Source organism: Yoonia vestfoldensis DSM 16212 (assembly GCF_000382265.1).
GTDB lineage: Bacteria > Pseudomonadota > Alphaproteobacteria > Rhodobacterales > Rhodobacteraceae > Yoonia > Yoonia vestfoldensis.
The window spans coordinates 174,992-194,828 of the sequence record NZ_KB907980.1 but is presented as its reverse complement, the minus strand read 5'-3'; the positions used below and the strand labels follow the sequence as shown (position 1 = coordinate 194,828).

Below are 19,837 nucleotides of genomic sequence, written 5' to 3'. Positions count from 1 at the left end.
TTGTGATCGTCCGTGCCTGTCGCGACGATCCTGCGGGCATTTGCGGTTTTGACCATTGGCCGGGCAGGGCGTATAAGCGCGAGCAATCCTGAAAGGAAACCTTCGGCCCGTGTTGCGCTTCATCTTCTCATTTTTCGGCGGAATCTTCACCTTTTTGACAATGGGGCTGGTGATGGCCGCATTGGGTCTGGGTGGCGTCATCTTTCTTTATGGCCGCGATCTGCCAAGCTATGAGACGCTGTCACAATATACGCCCAAGACGATCAGCCGTGTCTATTCGCGGGAAGGCCGCATCATCGACGAATTCGCCGTCGAACGCCGTCTGTTCACCCCGGCTGAGGATATTCCCGATCTGGTGAAACAGGCGTTCATTTCGGCCGAAGACAAGAATTTCTATACCCATCAGGGCTTTGACGCGACCAGCATGGTTGCGGCGCTGATAGATGCAGTGGAATCGCGGGGCGAGGACCTGCGCGGTGCCTCGACCATCACCCAGCAGGTGATGAAGAACTTCCTGCTCGACGGGTCGCGGTCGATCGAACGCAAGATCAAGGAAATCATCCTGGCGGTGCGCATCGAACAGGCAATGTCCAAGGAGCGGATCCTCGAACTGTACCTGAACGAAATTTTTCTTGGCCAGAATTCCTTTGGCGTGACTGCCGCGGCGTTGACCTATTTCAACAAACCGTTGACCGAATTGACGCCGGGCGAGGCCGCCTATCTTGCGTCTCTGCCCAAATCGCCAAGCAACCGTCACCCGGTGCGTGACAGCGAAGCGGCGGTTTTCTGGCGCAACAACACTTTGCGCCTGATGCACCAAAACGGTTACATCGACGACGCTACCCTTGCCGCCGAGACCGCCGCACCGCTGTTGTCGGTGCAGGGCGGGGATTACGAGGATTTCCGCACGACCCTGCCGGACCGCGATTATTTTACCGATGAAATCCGCCGCCAGCTCAGCCAAGATTTCGGGCAGGACGAATTCTTTTCCGGCGGGCTGTCGATCCGCGCGACCGTGGACCCTGATCTGCAAGTCACTGCTGCCCATTCTCTTCAGCAGGCGCTGGAAGAATTTGACCGCGGCAACGGCATCTGGCGCGGCACGGGGCTGACGATACCCGAAGAGGCCCTGGCCGGTGAAGAGGCATGGCGCGCAGCGCTGCGTGCGACCGAGGTGGCCCGCGATGTGACGCTGGTGTCGCAATGGCATCCCGCCGTCGTGCTTGACGTGGCCGAGAACGAATTGCGCATCGGTATCGAAGGTGTCACCGAGACAGAGGCAGAACCCTTTGTCGTTCCGCGCCGCGATATCGAATGGATGCGCGGCAATTTCTTTGACAATTTCACCCGCGGCGATGTCGTGCATGTCCGCCGAATGGTGCAGGATGATGGCGGTGCTTTCATTCGGTGGAGCCTGCGTCAGGTCCCCGAGGTGCAGGGCGCGTTCATGGCGATGGATGTCAACACCGGCCGCGTGATCGCGATGCAGGGCGGGTTCAGCTATCAGGCGTCGGTGTTCAACCGTGCGACACAGGCGCAGCGCCAGCCGGGGTCGTCTTTCAAGCCGTTCGTTTATGCCGCGGCGCTGGACAGCGGCTATTCGCCCGCGACCATCGTGGTCGATGCCCCGATCGAGATCATGACGCCGCAGGGGCTGTGGCGGCCGACGAACGCCTCCAACCAGTTCTACGGACCGACCCCGTTGCGCACCGGCATTGAACGGTCGCGGAACCTCATGACGATCCGGCTTGCGCAAGAGATCGGGATCGACCGTGTTGCGGAATATGCCGAACGGTTTGGTGTCTATGACCGTATGAACCCTGTGCTTGCAGCCTCGCTGGGGTCGGACGAGACGACCTTGTTCAAGATGGTTGCGGCCTATGCGATGTTCGCCAATGGCGGCGAACGTGTCGAACCGACGCTTGTGGACCGCGTGCAGGACCGTTTCGGAAATACCGTTTATCTGCATGATGAACGGCAATGCCCAGATTGCGCCAACATGAATCTGCCCGCCGGGCAGGCCCCGAACGTCATTTCGAACCGTACCCGCGTGATGAACGAAGTGACGGCCTACCAGCTTACATCCATGATGCAGGGTGTGGTCGAACGCGGCACGGCGGCGGGGGCGATCAACCTGCCGGCACAGATCGCGGGCAAGACCGGCACTACCAACGACAGCAAAGACGTGTGGTTCGTCGGCTTTTCGTCCAACATCGTGGCAGGCTGTTATATCGGCTATGACCAGCCACGCAGCCTTGGCGGCGGTGCATCGGGTGGCGGGTTCTGCGGCCCTGTCTTCAACCGCTTCATGCGCGAAGCGATCGACGTTTACGGCGCGCCGCCCTTTGCGATCCCCGATCAATGTCAGTTCATCAAGATCGATCGTTTCAGCGGCGCCCGCCTTCCCAACGACGCATCAGGTGACAACGTGGTATCGGAATGTTTCCGCGCTGGTGAAGAGCCGATCTTTGGCATCATGTATGACGGCGGTTTCGCCATGGCCGCCGATCTGCCGCTTTATGACGAGGTGCCGCGCGCATCGCGCGAGGTCACGACATCGACAGGCGGCACCGCCACAGTCGGCGAACGGGCGACATTCGGGACTTTGTCCACGGGCGGTCTGTACTGACCGCCTTGCCGCTGGCGGATGCGGGTTGTAAGACCCCACAAAACCCAATCTGAACAGGTGTCCCATGCGCGCTGAAACGCAGAACAATGTCGATGCGATCCAGAAATCGTTGAACCTGCTCGCGCAGCGGATGGATTACGAAACCGCGCGCTATCGGCTGGAAGAATTCGACGCCCGTGTCGAGGACCCGACGCTGTGGGACGATCCCGAAGCCGCGCAAAAGCTGATGCGCGAACGGCAGGTGCTGGTCGATGCGCTGACGATGCATGACGGGATTAAGCAGGAACTGGCCGACAATATCGAACTGATCGAGATGGGTGAGATGGAAGGCGATGCCGACATCATCATAGAGGCGGAAGAGGCGCTGAAAGCCCTGCGTGAGAAGGCAGCGCAAAAGGAACTCGAAGCGCTGCTGGACGGCGAGGCGGACGCGAACGACACCTTCCTCGAGGTGAACGCCGGTGCGGGTGGCACCGAAAGCTGCGATTGGGCCAATATGCTGTCGCGCATGTATGTCCGCTGGGCCGAGAAAAAGGGCTATAAGGTCGAATTGCAATCCATGCAATCGGGGGATGAGGCGGGGATCAAATCCGTCACCTACAAGATCATGGGCCACAACGCCTATGGCTGGCTGAAATCCGAAAGCGGTGTGCACCGGCTGGTCCGCATCTCGCCCTTCGACAGCGCCGCGAAACGGCACACTTCGTTCACATCCGTGAAGGTCTATCCGGTCGTCGACGACAATATCGAGATCGAAGTGAGCCCCAACGACATCCGCCTCGATACCTACCGGTCATCGGGTGCTGGCGGGCAGCACGTCAACACCACCGATTCCGCGGTGCGGATCACGCACTTTCCAACGGGCATCGTGGTCACGTCGTCCGAGAAATCGCAGCACCAGAACCGCGACATCGCGATGAAGGCGCTGAAATCGCGGCTTTACCAGTTGGAGCTCGACAAACGCTCCGCGCTGGTCAACGAAGCGCATGAAAACGCGGGCGATGCGGGCTGGGGCAACCAGATCCGGTCCTATGTGCTGCAACCCTACCAGATGGTGAAGGACCTGCGCACCGGGTTCGAGACGTCGGACACCAAGGGCGTACTCGACGGCGACCTCGACGGGCTGATGGGGGCAACGCTGGCGCTCGACATGTCGGGCAAAGGGCGCGACGCAGCCAACGCGGACTGATCCGTCAGGCTTGCCAAACCCCACCCTTGGGCGCAAGCTTTGCGCATGACGCAGACCGAGACGATCAACGCCGCCGCCCCGCCGCAGGTCCGTGACCTGGCACTGGCGGACTTGCGCGCGGCGCTGCGTGCCGGTCTTGCCGATTTTCGCAAAACCCCGCAATTCGGGCTTTTCTTCAGCGCTGTCTACGTGCTGGGTGGATTCGGGATGCTTTGGCTTGGGGCCGGGCATGTGACGTGGACGCTGGCGACATCCTTGGGCTTTCCGTTGATCGCCCCCTTTGCCGCCGCTGGGCTTTACGAGGTCAGCCGCCGCATCGAGATGGGCCAGCCCCTGACATGGCGGGCGGTGTTGGGCATCGTCTGGCAGGAACGTACGCGGCAATTGCCGTGGCTGGGCGCGATCATCGTGATCTATTTCCTGTTCTGGACGTTTCTCGCACATATGATCTTTGCGCTGTTCATGGGGCTGAGCACGATGACCAACGTGTCCGACAGTTGGGAGGTGTTCCTGACCCCCACCGGCCTGACCATGATCGGTGTCGAGCTGGCAGTGGGCGCGGTGCTGGCGTTCCTGCTTTTTGCCCTGACGGTTGTCAGCCTGCCCCTCGTGCTGGACCGCGAGGTCGATTTCGTCACCGCGATGCTGACGAGCCTTGCCGTCGTGCGGCAGAACCTTGGCGTGATGCTCTGCTGGGCCGCCCTGATTGCAGCACTAACGCTGGTGGCGCTGCTGCCGTGGTTTCTGGGGCTGATCGTGGTGCTGCCCGTGCTGGGGCATGCGACGTGGCATTTGTATCGGCGGGCGTTGGGGTAGGGGCCGCTTTAGGCGAAGATCTGCTTGGAGCCCATTCTGTCGGTATTCTGTGCCGCAGCGAAGGTCTGGTTTCTGGAAACGAGATAAACTGATGTGCAGTAGACGAGACAGCTATGAGTTAGTTCCGATGGTCGGATAGCAACTATCGGATCAACGTGCGGTACCACATTCTCACAATGCTGGTCCCCGACTTATGATTTGTCTTGTCTGCTAAGTCATTTGATCCATAATTGAGAGATTACCAATACTTGAGTTTTTCCACGGACGGAGCAGTTCATGCCTCAGATTTTACAGATTGCCGCAATTGCCGTTGCAACCTTTGGCACTGGCGCCGCGACCCTCTCGGTGATGAATGAAGACATCCCCGATCTCGTGGTGCCTGAAGGTGATTGGGCTGCGACAGGCGCGTTAGATGGGATTGCGTTCCGTGTATACGGTAAGGATCTGTCCAGTGGTGCAGAGTTGGAAGATGAGATCATTTTTCGTGATGGCACGTTCCAATCGGTTGATTGCGAAAATTACTGCAACTTTGGCTGGTCCGACTATCAGACCAAGGAAATTGACGGGGTGATCCACTTTACCACTACGGCGATCTGCGCCGATGCTCCGCACACCGTGGTCTGGTACGGCACTGTCACAGGTGATGATATTTCAATCGACGTAACCTGGACGACACGCCGCTGGTACTGGACCAACCAAATCCCAATCCGGGTCATTGGCACGGCAGTCGCATTGGAGGCGGTATCCGGTTGAGCCCCGCTCATGACGTCTAAGGGGCTGACGATGCCTGGCCTGATTGTCAGGGTCGGTATCCTTTTCGCGTTTATCGTGCTGGCCACATGGGGCGTGCACATGATCCGTGACGCGCTGGACCTTCAGATCCGGCCCGACAATGAGCAGCAGGTGCACAAAGCGATCATGATCGGTGCCGTGGCCTATGTCGCGCTTCTTGCAATGCCGTTTGTGCCGGGGGCAGAAATCGGTATTGCACTCCTCGCAGGTTTCGGAGCGGCGATTGCACCACTAATTTACGTCTGTACGATTGCCGCCATGATGCTAGCCTTCACGGTCGGACGGTTCCTACCAATAAGCGCGCTAGGGCGGCTCTTGCAGGTCTTGAGGATGCGGCGTGCGGCTGAATTAGTGGCCCGTGCCGCACCATTGTCGAAAGACGAGCGTGTTGCAATGCTTCTTGAAGGGCAGTCAAAACGCGTTCTTCGCCTTGCCCTGCGGTATCGCTATGTCGCGATGGCGGTCGCCGTGAATGCGCCAGGCAACTCCATCATCGGCGGCGGTGGCGGCATCATGATCATTGCGGGTCTGAGCGGAATATTTACACCACTTTCGACCTTCCTGACAGTCATTCTTGCTGTGTCGCCAGTGCCTTTGGCTGTGATTTTTCTCGGCCTTCAATTCTAAGCTTCGCCCACCCGTGCTGTTTGTCGCTAGGTGAAGGCCATCCCATAGTGGACATTGGTTGCGTTCGAGCAGACGTCAGCTTCGTCCCGCACAACTGACATCCAGTCAAATTCCTCCCGCCGCATCCGCTTGTGACTCCCACATCCCCCAAACAAAAAGGGCGCCCCTTCGGACGCCCTTTCCCAATCACGCAGGTCCGTAAACCTCAGCCCTTGTCGCCTTCAGGCGCGGGCAGCACGGGCATCTTCTTGCCGCCGGACGACAGCGGGTCGTCCTGACGCTGCACGGAGCCTTCGAAATGCGCGCCGGATTCGATGGCGATGGTCTTGTGGATGATGTCGCCTTCGACGCGGGCGGTCGAGGTCAGGCGCACCTTGAGGCCGCGCACACGGCCGATCACGCGGCCGTTGACCACGACGTCATCGGCGATCACTTCACCCTTGACGGTCGCACCTTCGCCGACGGTCAGCAGATGGGCGCGGATATCGCCGTCAACCTGGCCTTCGATCTGGATGTCACCGGTCGTTTTCAGATTGCCGGTGATCAGAAGGTCCGAGGACAGGACAGATGCCGGAGGCTTTGCCTTGGGCGGTGTTGTCTTGAAATCAGGAACCGGGCTGCCGGTCTTGCTGGCATCCGCTGTCGCAGGTGCAGGAGTGTCGGCCACCTTTGGCCCGGGCTCATTGATTTTGGATTTAGAAAACATTCTGTCCAGCTCTTATGTAAGTCATCGGATTGACGGGGTTGCCATTGACGCGCACCTCGTAGTGAAGGTGGGGCCCGGTCGAGCGACCAGAATTCCCCATAGCACCAATCTTGTCGCCACGCGATACCCTTTGGCCGACCCGCACGTCAATCGTGTTTAGGTGGGCATAGCGGGTCTCGAGGCCAAAATCATGACGGATCGTGATGAGGCGGCCATAGCTCGATTGCCAGCCTGCGTGCACGACGACGCCGTCCGCGGCCGTATGGATCGGCGTACCGACGGGCCCTGCGAAATCCGTGCCGGCGTGCAACCGCCCCCAGCGTTGCCCAAAGCCTGACGTCAGGCGGTAGTTCGACCGTACCGGCATCGCGATCGGCAGCTTGTTGGCGGCGATGCGGTACAGGTTGATCCGGTCCATCGACGCGAGGATCGCATTGGCGCGCAGACTGTCGGGGTCCGGCGCGCCCGTGGCCGTGGTGAACCGGATCGGCGCAAGCGGGCCGCCGGTGCCGGAATAACCACGACGGACCTGTTCGATCAGCGTCTCGGGGTTCATGCCGGCCGCGCGGAAGACGTTGTCGAGCGGTTCGACAGAGACCAGCATCGCTTCTTCCAACTGCCGGAAAATCTGGTCGTTGCGTTCCTGCAGAAGGCGCAGTTCCAGTTGCATCTCGGCGGCCTGTTCGATGGCCATGCCGGCATCTTCGGCGATCTGGTCGCGTTCGGCGGCGGTTTCGGCCAATGCGCTGGCAAGCAGATTGACGGTGCCCACAGCTTCGTCGGGCATAGACAGCATCGTCTCTCCATCGCCGTTTTCGGTCAGGGTGGCGACTTGCTGGCGCGCTTCCTCGCGGGCTTTCATCGTGTCGCGCAGGGTGGTCTGCACGACCTCCAGCCCGGTTTCGAGTTCGCGGCGTTTTTCTTCGGTCGCCAGCAGTTCGGACTGCATGATCGAAATCTGTTCCAGCGCCATCTCGAACCGCGCATGGGCAGAGGCGGCTTCGGCGGCACTTGCATCCCTGTCTGACGACAGAATGCCAAGCCGCTGTTCATAGGTCATCTGATCGCGCTGCGCCTGCGCACGGAAATTGCCCGCCCCGATGCTGTCCATCAGCAGGATCGCAGTCGCGACGATCGTCCAGCCCACGACGATCGTGCTGCCGACCCATGCAACAAGCTGGGTTTCGGATGTCAGACGGATGAACCGCGTTTCTGTATCGGATCGCAGGAAAAGACGCTTTTCGGGAAACCACCGCTCGAGCGTGGCATGGATCGGTTTCATCAGTCTTGAACGCACCAGTTATCCACCTTGCTTGGCTGCATGCCCGCCCCCTCTCCCGGTGGGGCGATGCTGATCTGTGTTAGCCACACAAGCGCCGTGTCGCAACACCGAATGCCGGATTTTCTGCGCGATGGGGGAAACGCGCCAAGCTGCGCAGGGTTCCGCCGAGTGCTGCACAATTTGTGGACGATCCAGCGCGCAGGTTACGCCTGGACAGACCGGCCTGCTAAAGCGCCAGCACCGCCGCCAGCACCTCGTCGACATGGCCGGGGACTTTGACCTTGGGCCAGACCTGCGCGATCTTGCCGTCCGGCCCGATCAGGAAGGTGGCGCGTTCGATCCCCATATAGGTCTTGCCGTACATGCTCTTTTCGACCCAGACACCATAGCGTTCGCAGACATCGCCGTCTTCATCCGACAACAGCGCGATTTTCAGGTCGTGCTTGGCGATGAACTTGTCGTGTTTCTTGACGCTGTCCTTGGACACGCCCAGCACCACGGCACCGGCGGCGGCGAAATCACCGGCGCTTTCGGTAAAACCGATCGCTTCCTTGGTGCAGCCGGGCGTGTCGTCTTTGGGGTAGAAATACACCACGACTTTCTGGCCCGAGAAATCGGAGAGGTTAACAATGTCGCCGCCGTCGCGGGGCAGGCTGATCGCAGGCGCGGTTTCGCCGATCACAGGTTGGGTCATGGCTTGTTGATCTCCGCTGAGGTTTTGATTGCCTTGTTTTAGTCCCATAGTGTCAAAGATAAAGGGGCGAACATCCCATGGGCGGAGAAACCTTGCCAGACCAACACCCAGACCCACCAGAGGTCGCGCGGCCTGCGCGCGTCAAGCGACCGCTGCACCGCGGACGGTTTGCGCTGCGCAGTGTGCTGCTTGTCTGCCTGATGCCGCTGGTGTTCGTGGCCGCCGCCGGGATCATGATCATCGACCGCGACATCACGGCGCCAAGCTGGGTCACAGATATGGTGCAGGACCGCGGAACCGAGGTGCTCGACGGGGGACGCCTGCGCTTTGCCGGCATTTCGGTGCGGATCGGGCGCGACCTGCACCCTTCGATCCGGCTGCTGGATACGCAATTGATCGACCGGAACGGAGCGCTTGTGACACGGGTGCCGGTGATCGAGGCGGACATATCCCCGCGCGGTCTGATCCTGCAACGCGATCTGCTGGTCCAACAGGTCCGCATCATCGGCGCGCAGATCAATCTGCGCCGGGCGCGTGACGGGAGCCTCGGTTTCGCGCTGGGTTCAGGGGCCGAGGGGCGCACGCGCACATTGCCTGAATGGCTGGACGAGATCGACCTGTTCCTTGACCGTCCCGTCTTTGATGCCCTGCGCACCGCCGAGGCGACCGGCCTGATCGTCAATTTCGACGACGCGCGCGCAAGGCGCAGCTGGACGGTTGACGGCGGGCAAGTGGCGCTGGACATGCGCGGCAGTCAGGTGACATTGCAGGCGGAACTGTCGCTCTTGTCAGGTCGGGCCGATGTGACGACGGCGCTGCTGTCCTATGCCAGCCCGCGCGACAGTCGTGCGGCGCAACTGGCTGTGAATGTCACCAATATCGAAGCCCGTGACATCGCCGCCCAATCGCCCGCCTTGAACTGGCTCAGTGAGGTGGCAGCGCCCTTGTCAGCGAACTTGCGTACCGAGCTTGACGTGGATGGCGCGCTTGGCCCGTTGCAGGCCACGCTCGAGATCGGGGCGGGTGTGCTGCAGCCGACCCCTGCCGCGGCACCCGTCGCCTTTTCTTCCGCCAATGCCGACCTCAGCTATGATCCCGTCCTTGACCTGATCCGGTTCAGCGAGATCGCAGTGCAAAGCGAATGGGGCAGCCTGCATGCGCGCGGCGACGCCTATCTGCGCGATTTTGCCGATGGCTTGCCGCGCGCGCTGCTTGCGCAATTCCAGCTCAGCGATGTGGCGCTGAACCCGCCGGGCCTGTTCGATGTGCCTCCCCTGATTGATGGGGCAAGCGTCGACCTGCGGCTGCGGCTCGATCCGTTCGTGGTCGATATCGGGCAGGCGGTTGTGTTGGACGGCGCATCGCGGATGATGGCTCAGGGCCGGATCGCGGCCACGGATGCAGGTTGGCAGGTCGACGTCGATACGGCGATCGATCAGATCGCCCCCGAGAGGCTACGCGCGCTTTGGCCAAACGGGTTCCGGCCCGGCACGCGGGATTGGTTCACCCGGAACGTGAAATCGGGGCGCCTGTCCGATGTGCGTTTCGGGCTTCGCGCGCAACCCGGCGCCGCGCCCGAGGTTGCGGGACATTTCACCTTTGATGATGCTGTTGTCGTCGTCATGCGTGATATGCCCCCGGTGATGCAGGCGCGGGGCACGGGTAACCTGATCGACCATCGTTTCGTCGTCGCGGTTGATGAAGGCACGATGACCGCACCCTTTGGTGGTCCGGTCGCGATGGACGGCACAGCGCTTGCGATCGAGGACCTGCGCCAGCGGCCCAGCCCCGCGACGCTGATGCTGCGGTCGCAAAGCAGCCTGCCGGACCTGCTGTCGGTGATCAATCAGCCGCCGTTCACCTTCATGGACAAGGCCAATCTGCCGGTCGCCATCGCCGAAGGCACCGCGCGCGCGCAGGGAACCGTGACCTGGCCCTTGCAGCCACGCGCGCCGCGCGACCAGATCCGATATGATATCGGTGTCGATCTGTCGGAGGTCTACAGCGACGTGCTGCTGCCCGGCCGCGTGCTGACTGCCGCGTCCATGCAGGTCGTGGTCGACGATGACGGTTTGTCGATCACCGGGCCGGTGCAGCTTGACGGTGTGGCGGCGGATGCGAATTGGACGCGCGCTTTCGCCCCGGCGCACCGCGGCGCCAGCCGCTTGCAGGCCGAGGTCGCCCTGTCCGAAGCGGCCTTGCGCGCCTTCGATATCGAACTGCCGCCCGGCATGATCAGTGGCGAAGGGCGCGGGCAGTTGCAGGTCGATCTGCAACGCGGCGCACCGCCGCGTTTCGTGCTGACATCTGATTTGCAGGGGCTGCAAATCGCGGTTCCCGCAGTGGGCTGGGCCAAGGCCCCCGGCACGACAGGCGATTTGCGCATCGAAGGCACGTTGGGTCCGGTGCCCGAAATCTCGCGGCTGACGATCAGCGGCGGCGGCTTGCAGGCCGAGGGGCGTATTGATCTGGCCGCAGGGGGCGGGCTGGCGCAGGCGGTGTTTTCCAGCGTCCGCATCGGCGATTGGCTGGATGCGCCGATCACCCTGCGGGGGCGCGGGGCCGGTCAGGCCTTGGGCGTCGAGGTCGGCGGCGGCATGATCGATCTGCGCCGCGCAAGGTTCGGCGGCGGTGGTGGCGGCGGCGGCGGGCCGGTGCGGATCGCGCTCGACCGGCTGGTGGTCACGGGCGGCATCACGCTGACAGGGTTTCGTGGGGATTTCACCACCCTGGCGGGGTTCACCGGACAATTCGCTGCCGCGCTCAACGGTGCGGCGGCGGTCACGGGCACGGTGGCACCGCGCGACGGGCGGTCCGCCGTGCGCCTGCGCAGCGATGATGCGGGCAGCGTCCTACAGGCGGCGGGGTTCTTTCGCACGGCGATCGGTGGCACGCTTGATCTGACCTTGCTGCCCGCAGGGGGCGAAGGCACCTTTGACGGCACGCTGGCGGTGCGGTCCTTGCGGGTGCGCGATGCGCCTGCCATCGCGGAATTGCTCGATGCGATCAGCGTCGTGGGGCTGCTGCAACAGCTGGACGGGCAGGGGCTGGCCTTTGACGAGGTCGATGCCCAATTCCGCCTGACCCCCGATCAGGTCATCGTGACGCAGGCCAGTGCCGTCGGTCCAGGGCTTGGCATCTCGGTCGACGGGATTTACACGCTCGCCGACAAGGGGTTTGATTTGCAGGGTGTCGTGTCTCCGTTCTATCTGGTCAACAGCATCGGCGCGTTCCTGACCCGCAAGGGCGAGGGGCTGATCGGCTTCAATTTCACCATCGCGGGCACGTCGGATGCGCCGCGTGTCGGCGTCAACCCGCTGTCCGCGCTGACGCCCGGCATGTTCCGCGAGATTTTCCGCCGCCCGCCACCGGAGCTGACCCAATGAAGCTGAGCGATTTCGATTTCGACCTGCCCGATGCCCTGATCGCCACGCGCCCCGCGCGGCCACGATCCTCGGCGCGGCTGTTGCTGGCGCAGGGTGACAGCATCGCGGACCGGATCGTCACCGATCTGGTGGAGATATTGCAACCGGGCGACCGGCTGGTGCTGAACGATACCAAGGTCATTCCCGCGCGCCTGACCGGCACCCGCGCGCGGTCGGGCGAGGCGGGCGAGACATCTGCAAAGATCGAGGTGACCTTGCTCGAACCGCAGGCGGGCGGTGACTGGACCGCACTGGTCAAGCCGCTGAAAAAGGTGCGCGACGGCGAAGAGATCGTGTTTTCCCGCGATCTATCCGCGACCGTGGTCAGCCGCGCGGACGGGCAGGCGCGGCTGGCGTTCAATCTGGCGGGCGATGATTTCGATGCCGCGCTGAATGCCGTGGGGGCCATGCCGCTGCCGCCTTATATCGAGGCCAAGCGTCCGTCGGATGCCGCCGACAAGGATGATTACCAGACCTATTGGGCAAAGCACGCGGGCGCTGTGGCCGCCCCCACCGCATCGCTGCATTTCGACGGGCCCTTGTTGCAGGCGCTGGCCGCGCGCGGCGTGACCATGTCCTATGTCACGCTGCATGTGGGGGCTGGCACCTTTCTGCCGGTCAAGGTCGACGATGTGCGCGACCACAAGATGCATGCCGAATGGGGCGAGGTGACGGCGAAAGCCGCAGCCGAGATTAACGCGACCAAGGCAGCGGGCAACCGCGTGATCCCCGTGGGCACAACCGCGCTGCGGCTGATCGAAAGTGCCGCAGCGGGCGGGCAGATGCAGCCCTGGACGGGGCCCACGGATATCTTCATCACACCCGGCTTTGCGTTCCAGATCGCGGACGGGCTGATGACCAATTTCCACCTGCCGAAATCCACGCTGATGATGCTGGTATCGGCGCTGATGGGCATGGACAGGGTCAAGGCGATCTATGCCCATGCCATCGCGGAACGCTACAGGTTCTTTTCCTACGGTGATGCGTCGCTTTTGATCCCTGACCGCGCGTGATTGTCACGGCAGCGACATTGCATTCCGGCTAAGGACAGGTCAGACGCGGTCAAGAACGGCAGCACCCGAAAGGGGGACGGAATGTTTCAGGTATTGACAGGATCATGGGCTCTCTTTCTGGGGATGTTCCTGTTGATGGTGGGCAACGGGCTGCAAGGCACGCTCTTGGGCCTGCGTGGCGAGCTGGAAGGATTCAGCACGCTGGCGCTGTCCTTCGTGATGTCGGCCTATTTCCTCGGATTTCTGTTTTCCTCGCGTTTCACCCCCGAACTGATCCGCCGTGTCGGGCATGTGCGGGTCTTTGCCGCGATGGGGTCGATGATTTCGGCCGTACTGATCCTTTATCCCACGCTGGTCGATCCTGTCGCTTGGACAATCGGGCGGGTGATCATGGGGTTCTGTTTCTGCGGCGTCTATATCACCGCCGAAAGCTGGCTGAACGACGCGTCCAGCAATGCGACACGCGGCAAGGCTCTGTCGCTTTACATGATCGTGCAGATGGCAGGGATCGTTTTTGCGCAGTATATCGTCAGTCAGGGCGATGTGTCGGGCTATGTGATCTTCATCATCCCGTCGGTGCTGGTGTCATTGGCCTTTGCGCCGATCCTGCTGTCCGCCCGTCCGATGCCCGCCTTTTCGGCGACCAAGCCAATGAAGATCCGGGACCTGATCAAGACCTCTCCGCTGGGTTGTGCGGGCATGTTCCTGCTGGGCGGCGTCTTTGCCGCGCAGTTCGGGATGTCGGCGGTTTACGGCAGTCGCGTGGGGCTGAGCGTGGCGGAAATCTCTTTCTTCGTTTCGGCGATCTATATCGCGGCGCTGGTGCTGCAATATCCTATCGGCTGGCTGTCGGACCGTATGGACCGGCGCGTGCTGATCATCTGGATCGCGATGGTGGGCGGTTTAGGGTCGCTGATCGCCTTCCTGATCCCCGGCAGTTTCGCGCTGATTATCCTGAGCGGGGCCATCGTCGGCGGCACATCGAACCCGCTGTATGCACTGCTGATCGCGTACACCAATGATTACCTCGAAAAAGAGGATATGGCCGCCGCGTCGGGTGGGCTTTTGTTCATCAATGGGCTGGGCGCGATCATGGGGCCGCTGATCGTGGGTCTGATGATGGATACGATCGGCGATAACGGGTTCTGGCTGTTCACCGCCCTTCTGATGCTCAGCGTCGGGGCCTATGGTATCTTCCGCACGACACGGCGCAAGCGCGCGGCGCTGGATCTGGATCAGGTGCCTTATGCGCCAGTCTCTGCCGGGTCGTCCGCCGTTGCCGTGGGTGTCGCGCAGGAGGTCTATCTGGACGCCGTCACCGACGAGATGGCCGCCCGCGCCGATTAGACCACGCTAATTCAGGCCATTGCTGCCACGAAGCTCTTGTCACGCCACGATTTGTCTGTTCCTTTGACGTAATGACGGCATCCGCGGGAGGAATGGGGCAGTGGCGCGTGAAGACGAAGTTCTGGCCTTTTGGCTTGGCGAATGTTCGCCTTCGGATTGGTACAGATCCGAGCCCGAGTTTGACGCCCTGATCCGCGAGCGTTTCGAGCAGACATGGATCGCCGCGACCGAGGGGGCGCTGGGGCTGTGGCTGACCCATCCGACGGGGGCGCTGGCCTATATCATCCTGACCGACCAGTTCCCGCGCAACATGTTCCGTGGCACGGCCAAGGCCTTTGCGACGGATCTTCTGGGGCTGGCGGCGGCCAAGATGGCGATCGACCGTAACTGGGACATGAAGATATCCGAACCAGCGCGGCAATTCTTTTACCTGCCGCTGATGCATTCCGAAGCGTTGTCCGATCAGGACCGCGCCGTCCGGCTTATCCACAGCCGGATGCCTGAAACCGGGCACAATAACCGCGATCACGCCTGCGCCCATCGTCGTATTATCCGTGACTTCGGCCGCTTTCCCTATCGCAACGAGGCCCTTGGCCGGCGCACCAGTTCTGCCGAACAGGCGTTTCTGGATGCGGGTGGCTATGGTTTTGCCTTGCGCGCACAGCAGGAAAAATCGGCCTGACCTGCCTTGCATCCGCGCGATACCGGATATGCCCCAAGGTCACTGGAGATCGCCGTCAAATTAGTTTAACGTTCAACTAATTCTGAACAGGGAGGGCCAGATGGCTGCGAAAAACTTTGATCTGATCGTCATCGGGGCAGGCCCCGGCGGCTATGTGGCCGCGATCCGTGCCGCGCAACTGGGCATGAATGTCGTTGTCATCGAACGTGAAAATCTGGGCGGTATCTGTCTGAACTGGGGCTGCATCCCGACCAAGGCGATGCTGCGGTCGTCCGAAGTGTTCCACCTGATGCACCGCGCCAAGGAATTCGGGCTGAGCGTTGACAAGGTCAGCTATGATCTGGACGCCGTGGTGAAACGGTCGCGCGGTGTGGCCAAGCAGATGGAAGGCGGCGTCAAACACCTGCTGAAGAAAAACAAGGTCACCGTCATCATGGGCGAGGCGACGATCCCCGCCAAGGGCAAGGTGTCGGTGAAAACCGATGCCGGCACCGAAGAATTGACCGCCAAGAACATCGTGCTGGCCACGGGTGCCCGCGCGCGCAACCTGCCGGGGCTGGAAGCCGATGGCGAACGGGTCTGGTCCTACCGGCACGCGCTGGTGCCACCGCACATGCCAAAGAAACTGCTGGTCATCGGATCGGGTGCCATCGGCATCGAATTCGCGAGCTTCTACAACACGCTCGGTGCGGAAACGACTGTGGTCGAGGTGATGGACCGCGTGCTGCCCGTGGAAGATGCCGAAATCAGCGCCTTCGCGAAAAAGCAATTCGTCAAACAGGGCATGACGATCATGGAAAAGGCGACGGTCAAGCAGTTGGACCGCGCCAAGGACAAGGTCACCGCCCATATCGAAAGCGGCGGCAAGGTCGAAAAGCGCGAGTTCGACACCGTGATCAGCGCCGTCGGCATCGTCGGCAATGTCGAAGGGCTGGGGCTGGAAGCCCTGGGCGTCAAGATCGACCGCACCCACGTCGTGACGGATGAATATTGCCGCACGGGGGTCGAAGGGCTTTACGCAATCGGCGACATCGCGGGTGCGCCTTGGCTGGCACACAAGGCCAGCCACGAAGGTGTCATGGTCGCCGAACTGATCGCGGGCAAACACGCCCATCCCGTCAAACCCGAAAGCATCGCAGGCTGCACCTATTGTCATCCGCAGGTCGCATCCGTCGGCTATACCGAGGCGAAGGCCAAGGAACTGGGCTATACCGTCAAGGTCGGCAAATTCCCGTTCATCGGCAACGGCAAGGCCGTCGCCTTGGGTGAACCCGAAGGGCTGATCAAGACCGTGTTCGACGCCAAGACCGGCGAATTGCTGGGTGCGCATATGGTCGGCGCGGAAGTGACCGAACTGATCCAGGGCTATGTGATCGGCCGCCAGTTGGAGACCACCGAAGAAGACCTGATGAACACCGTTTTCCCGCATCCGACACTGTCGGAAATGATGCATGAAAGCGTGCTGGATGCTTATGACCGTGTGATCCACATGTGATCCGCGGTCGCAGTGCAACGCAAAACCCGCCCCATCACAGGGGCGGGTTTTTTGTTGGTCAGGGCGCTGTCACGGTCAGCTTTGTGGTGGCCAGCGTGACGACATTCTGCCCCATGATATAGCGCACTTCGTACTCGCCCGGCTCGGTCGGGGCGGTCAGTGTCGCGGGGTTGGCGCTGCCCATATAGGTATAGCTGACATAACCGTCGTCGCCCAGGCGCGCGATCGTCAGGTAGTCGCCTTCATAGCCGGGTCCGTCCCATCCGACAGGCACCGCCTCGCCTGCGGCAACGCTTGCAGGTGCGACAACGCGGGCTGTGACAGGGGTGACGGTGATCGGCTGCGTGTAAAGCGTTTCACTGTCGCGGAACACGTAGCGGAGTTCGTAATCGCCCGGCACCCCCGGCATTTGCAGCATGACCGGATTGCTGCCACGGATATACCTGTAGGTCAGATAGCTGCCGCCGGTCTCGGCCACCTGCACATTGTCGCCGTCGGCATCGGGTCCGGCCCAACCGATTGCCACCTGCGATCCCGCGGGCGCCGTGGCTGGTGCATCAAGCGAGATTTTCACTTCGGTCACGGTGATCGGGCGGGTCAGGATGGTTTCACTGTCGCGGAAGACATAGCGCAATTCGTAGACGCCGGGTGTGGCCGGCATCGCCAGACTGACCGGGTTGTTGTCGCGGACATAGGCATAGCTGAAATAGCTGCCGCCCACCTCGGCGATCTGGATGTTGTCGCCGTCGGCATCGGGTCCCGACCAACCGACCTGAATGGTCGATCCGGCGGCAGCCTCGTCGGGTGCGGTCAAGGTCACGTCGACCGGTGTCACCTCGATCATGGCGGTGGCGATCGTTTCGTTGTCGCGCAGGACATAGCGCAATTCATAGCTGCCGGGTTCGGATGGCATCTGCAAACTGACCGGATTGCCGTCGGATGTGTAGGTGTAGAACGCATAGCGTTCACCCGGCAGACCGATCTGGATGTTGTCGCTGACATCGTTTGGGCCGTCCCAGCCGACCAGCACCCGCGAGCCTGCTGGTGCTGTCGCGGGGGCCACGATTCGCGCTGTCGGGGCGGGTTCTTCAAAAGCGATCTCGACCATGGAGTTGCCGCCACCGATCACGATGAACTGCGCGGTGCCCGCGACCTCGACCGCAGTGTGATAGGCGGTCGCCGTATAGGCACCTTCGGGCAGGTCCAGCATCAGCGGGTTGCCGGTCATGTCGGCGGGCAGGTCGGCGGTGCCGGAAATTTCCCACTGGACGGGCGTGTCGATCACGCGCTTGTCGTCGCCGATCACGGCGGTAAATGTCATGCCGACCAGTGCCGGTTCGGGCTCGGGCGCCGGTTCGCTGACAATGGCCGCCATGGCAAGGTCAAGTTCCTGTGCGTTGGACGCTGTCAGGAACTGGCCGCCGGTTTCCTCTGCGATGCATTGCATCTGCGCCAGTGCGTCGGGGTCAGAGACGTCGAAGCCCACCACATGCGTGGTAAAGGCGATCCCCGCTTCTTCCAGCAGGCGTGCGGCGGCGCAGGGGTCGGGGTTGCAGGTCTCGATCCCGTCAGAGACAAGGATCACGGTCGCAGCCTCTTCGGTATAGCGCAGCGATTGCGCGGCGGCGATGACGCTGTCGGTCATCGGCGTGCTGCCCAGAGGCTTGATCGCGTTGACGGCGGCGATGATGTCCGGGGCGGTGCCGGGGGCAGGGGCCACGATGGTTTCGATATCGGTGCAGCTGCCGCGGGTGCGGTGGCCATAGACGGTCAGGCCCAGCCCTTCCTCGGCAGGAAAGTCGGCCAGCAGGTCGGCGATCACCTCTTGGGCGATAGTGATCTTGGCGACGCCGTCGATCTGTCCCCACATCGACCCCGACCCGTCAAGAACAAGGATCGTGTTCGGCTGGCCTTGGGCAAAGGCCGATGTCGACAGCCCTGCGATCAGCAGGCAGGTGGGCAAAAGACGCATGGGTGATGACCTTGTGCAAACAATTTGCCGCAGATAACCATGCCTCTGCCCGGCCACCAAATGAAAACTTCACTGGCCGCCTGCCGGACCGCAGATAAACGGATGGCCGCAGGTGGGTGCGGCCATCCGTACGTCCGGTCGTTGTTGGGACAGGTCCGACCAGACGCATTCAAATCAATTGGACAGCATTGCCGCAAAACCGGTGAAGGCGGCAGCGCCAAGATCGGCTTGCAACGTCAGGGCACCGGTTGCCAGATCGACGGCATAGAGGCCCGATGTTTCGGCGCCATCCAGCATCAGCACGGCATAGGCCATGTTGTCGCCCTCGGCGGCGGACACGATGTCAAACCCGCCCATCATCGCCACATCAGCGGCGGCGCCGTCAATCGTCAGCGGCGCGACGGTGGTCAGTTCGCCTGCGTTGTTGGCCAGCGTGGCGAGCAAGTCGGTCTGTGCGTCCAGCACATATTGCCGCGTTTCGGACGCTGTCGCGCCGTTGATCGCGTTGGTATAGGCATTGGCAAAGACGGCAGGCGTTTCACCGGCGTTCGCGTCACCATCGACATAGAACAGGTCGGTAAAGCGCCGCACGGAATTGGCGCGCTCGTCATTGTCGCCGAAACCCTCGGGAAAATAGACAAGGTTGGACCCGTCGCTGCCCACCGCGCGCACGGCGTCGATGTTGTTGTTGAAGTCGAACCCGATCGCGGCGTCCGCGGCCACCATCACTTCGGCGGCGACGGCATTGTCCATCGCGGTCAATGCGCCGGTGGTGGTGTCGATCCCGTAGACCATACCGTCGCGTGCGATGCCGATCAGGTCACCCGTGACAGGGCGATAGGCAATTGCGTCAACCATGCCGGACAGGGTGATCGTTTCGGCGGCTTCGGTCAGGCCGGGGAGCGTGACCAGCGACATGCCGTCAGCGGACAGCGCAAAGCCGGAGGCGGCGCTGTGATCGTCTGCGAATGCAGGCAGCGACAGCAGGGCCAGAACCCCGGCGGATATCATCGAATTTCTCATGGCGAATTCCTTTCATTCTTGGGCGCAGCGCCCTTTTGATGTTGTGAAAGGTCATCTCTAATTCTTTGATTGTAAACGATATAAAATTTAATGTGATCGCGAAACTATTGCGCAGGCCCTTGCGTGTATTCCACTGACCAAACTA

14 protein-coding genes and 1 pseudogene are annotated in these 19,837 nt (G+C 61.8%); 10 read left to right on the top strand and 5 right to left on the bottom strand.

Annotation, left to right across the window (positions count from 1 at the left end):
• The first annotated feature begins 109 nt into the window (after positions 1–109).
• The 5 genes from H147_RS0110195 (at position 110) to H147_RS0110175 (ending at position 6,053) form a co-directional block, all read left to right on the top strand.
• A complete protein-coding gene (locus H147_RS0110195) occupies positions 110–2,629 on the top strand; it encodes a penicillin-binding protein 1A (RefSeq protein WP_026352422.1) in 2,520 nt (839 codons plus the stop codon).
• A gap of 64 nt (positions 2,630–2,693) precedes the next feature.
• On the top strand, positions 2,694–3,818 hold the full coding sequence (gene prfB, locus H147_RS0110190; protein ID WP_019955265.1) for a peptide chain release factor 2: 1,125 nt from the start codon (positions 2,694–2,696) through the stop codon (positions 3,816–3,818).
• A 45-nt stretch (positions 3,819–3,863) separates the two neighbouring features.
• Positions 3,864–4,634, top strand: a complete 771-nt coding sequence (locus tag H147_RS0110185) for a DUF2189 domain-containing protein (protein ID WP_019955264.1) — start codon at positions 3,864–3,866, stop codon at positions 4,632–4,634.
• Positions 4,635–4,910: 276 nt separating this feature from the next.
• On the top strand, positions 4,911–5,387 hold the full coding sequence (locus H147_RS0110180) for a hypothetical protein (RefSeq protein WP_019955263.1): 477 nt from the start codon (positions 4,911–4,913) through the stop codon (positions 5,385–5,387).
• A 30-nt stretch (positions 5,388–5,417) separates the two neighbouring features.
• A complete protein-coding gene (locus tag H147_RS0110175) occupies positions 5,418–6,053 on the top strand; it encodes a hypothetical protein (RefSeq protein WP_245541131.1) in 636 nt (211 codons plus the stop codon).
• A gap of 205 nt (positions 6,054–6,258) precedes the next feature.
• Here the strand turns inward: H147_RS0110175 and H147_RS0110170 are convergent, their stop codons facing one another.
• The 3 genes from H147_RS0110170 to bcp all read right to left on the bottom strand — a co-directional run bounded on the left by H147_RS0110170 (position 6,259) and on the right by bcp (position 8,735).
• Complete coding sequence (locus H147_RS0110170) at positions 6,259–6,759, bottom strand: bactofilin family protein (protein ID WP_026352421.1); 501 nt, start codon at positions 6,757–6,759, stop codon at positions 6,259–6,261.
• Positions 6,749–8,041 carry a M23 family metallopeptidase gene (locus H147_RS0110165; RefSeq protein ID WP_019955260.1) on the bottom strand — a complete coding sequence of 431 codons (1,293 nt, stop codon included), beginning with the start codon at positions 8,039–8,041 and terminating at the stop codon, positions 6,749–6,751. Before H147_RS0110165 ends, H147_RS0110170 begins: the two co-directional genes overlap by 11 nt.
• Before the next feature lie 226 nt (positions 8,042–8,267).
• Complete coding sequence (gene bcp, locus H147_RS0110160) at positions 8,268–8,735, bottom strand: thioredoxin-dependent thiol peroxidase (RefSeq protein WP_019955259.1); 468 nt, start codon at positions 8,733–8,735, stop codon at positions 8,268–8,270.
• Positions 8,736–8,827: 92 nt separating this feature from the next.
• On the opposite strand from bcp, the gene H147_RS0110155 reads away from it, so the two are divergent.
• The 5 genes from H147_RS0110155 (at position 8,828) to lpdA (ending at position 16,697) form a co-directional block, all read left to right on the top strand.
• On the top strand, positions 8,828–12,121 hold the full coding sequence (locus H147_RS0110155; protein ID WP_245541130.1) for an AsmA-like C-terminal region-containing protein: 3,294 nt from the start codon (positions 8,828–8,830) through the stop codon (positions 12,119–12,121).
• The gene (gene queA, locus H147_RS0110150; RefSeq protein WP_019955257.1) at positions 12,118–13,173 is read left to right on the top strand and encodes a tRNA preQ1(34) S-adenosylmethionine ribosyltransferase-isomerase QueA; all 1,056 of its coding nucleotides are present in this window, start codon (positions 12,118–12,120) and stop codon (positions 13,171–13,173) included. The genes H147_RS0110155 and queA overlap by 4 nt, the downstream gene beginning before the upstream one ends.
• 81 nt (positions 13,174–13,254) lie before the next feature.
• The gene (locus H147_RS0110145; RefSeq protein ID WP_026352419.1) at positions 13,255–14,520 is read left to right on the top strand and encodes an MFS transporter; all 1,266 of its coding nucleotides are present in this window, start codon (positions 13,255–13,257) and stop codon (positions 14,518–14,520) included.
• A 100-nt stretch (positions 14,521–14,620) separates the two neighbouring features.
• Entirely contained in the window at positions 14,621–15,202 is a 582-nt protein-coding gene (locus H147_RS0110140; RefSeq protein WP_019955255.1) for a DUF924 family protein, read from the top strand.
• 100 nt (positions 15,203–15,302) lie between these two features.
• Positions 15,303–16,697 carry a dihydrolipoyl dehydrogenase gene (lpdA, locus tag H147_RS0110135; protein WP_019955254.1) on the top strand — a complete coding sequence of 465 codons (1,395 nt, stop codon included), beginning with the start codon at positions 15,303–15,305 and terminating at the stop codon, positions 16,695–16,697.
• Between the two features lie 1,396 nt (positions 16,698–18,093).
• Here lpdA and H147_RS21575 read toward each other — a convergent pair.
• Together H147_RS21575 and H147_RS0110125 are read right to left on the bottom strand one after the other, a co-directional pair.
• Positions 18,094–18,669, bottom strand: a pseudogene (locus H147_RS21575) (vWA domain-containing protein); the annotation flags it as partial.
• Positions 18,670–18,843: 174 nt separating this feature from the next.
• Complete coding sequence (locus H147_RS0110125; RefSeq protein WP_026352418.1) at positions 18,844–19,692, bottom strand: DUF4394 domain-containing protein; 849 nt, start codon at positions 19,690–19,692, stop codon at positions 18,844–18,846.
• Positions 19,693–19,837: the final 145 nt, after the last annotated feature.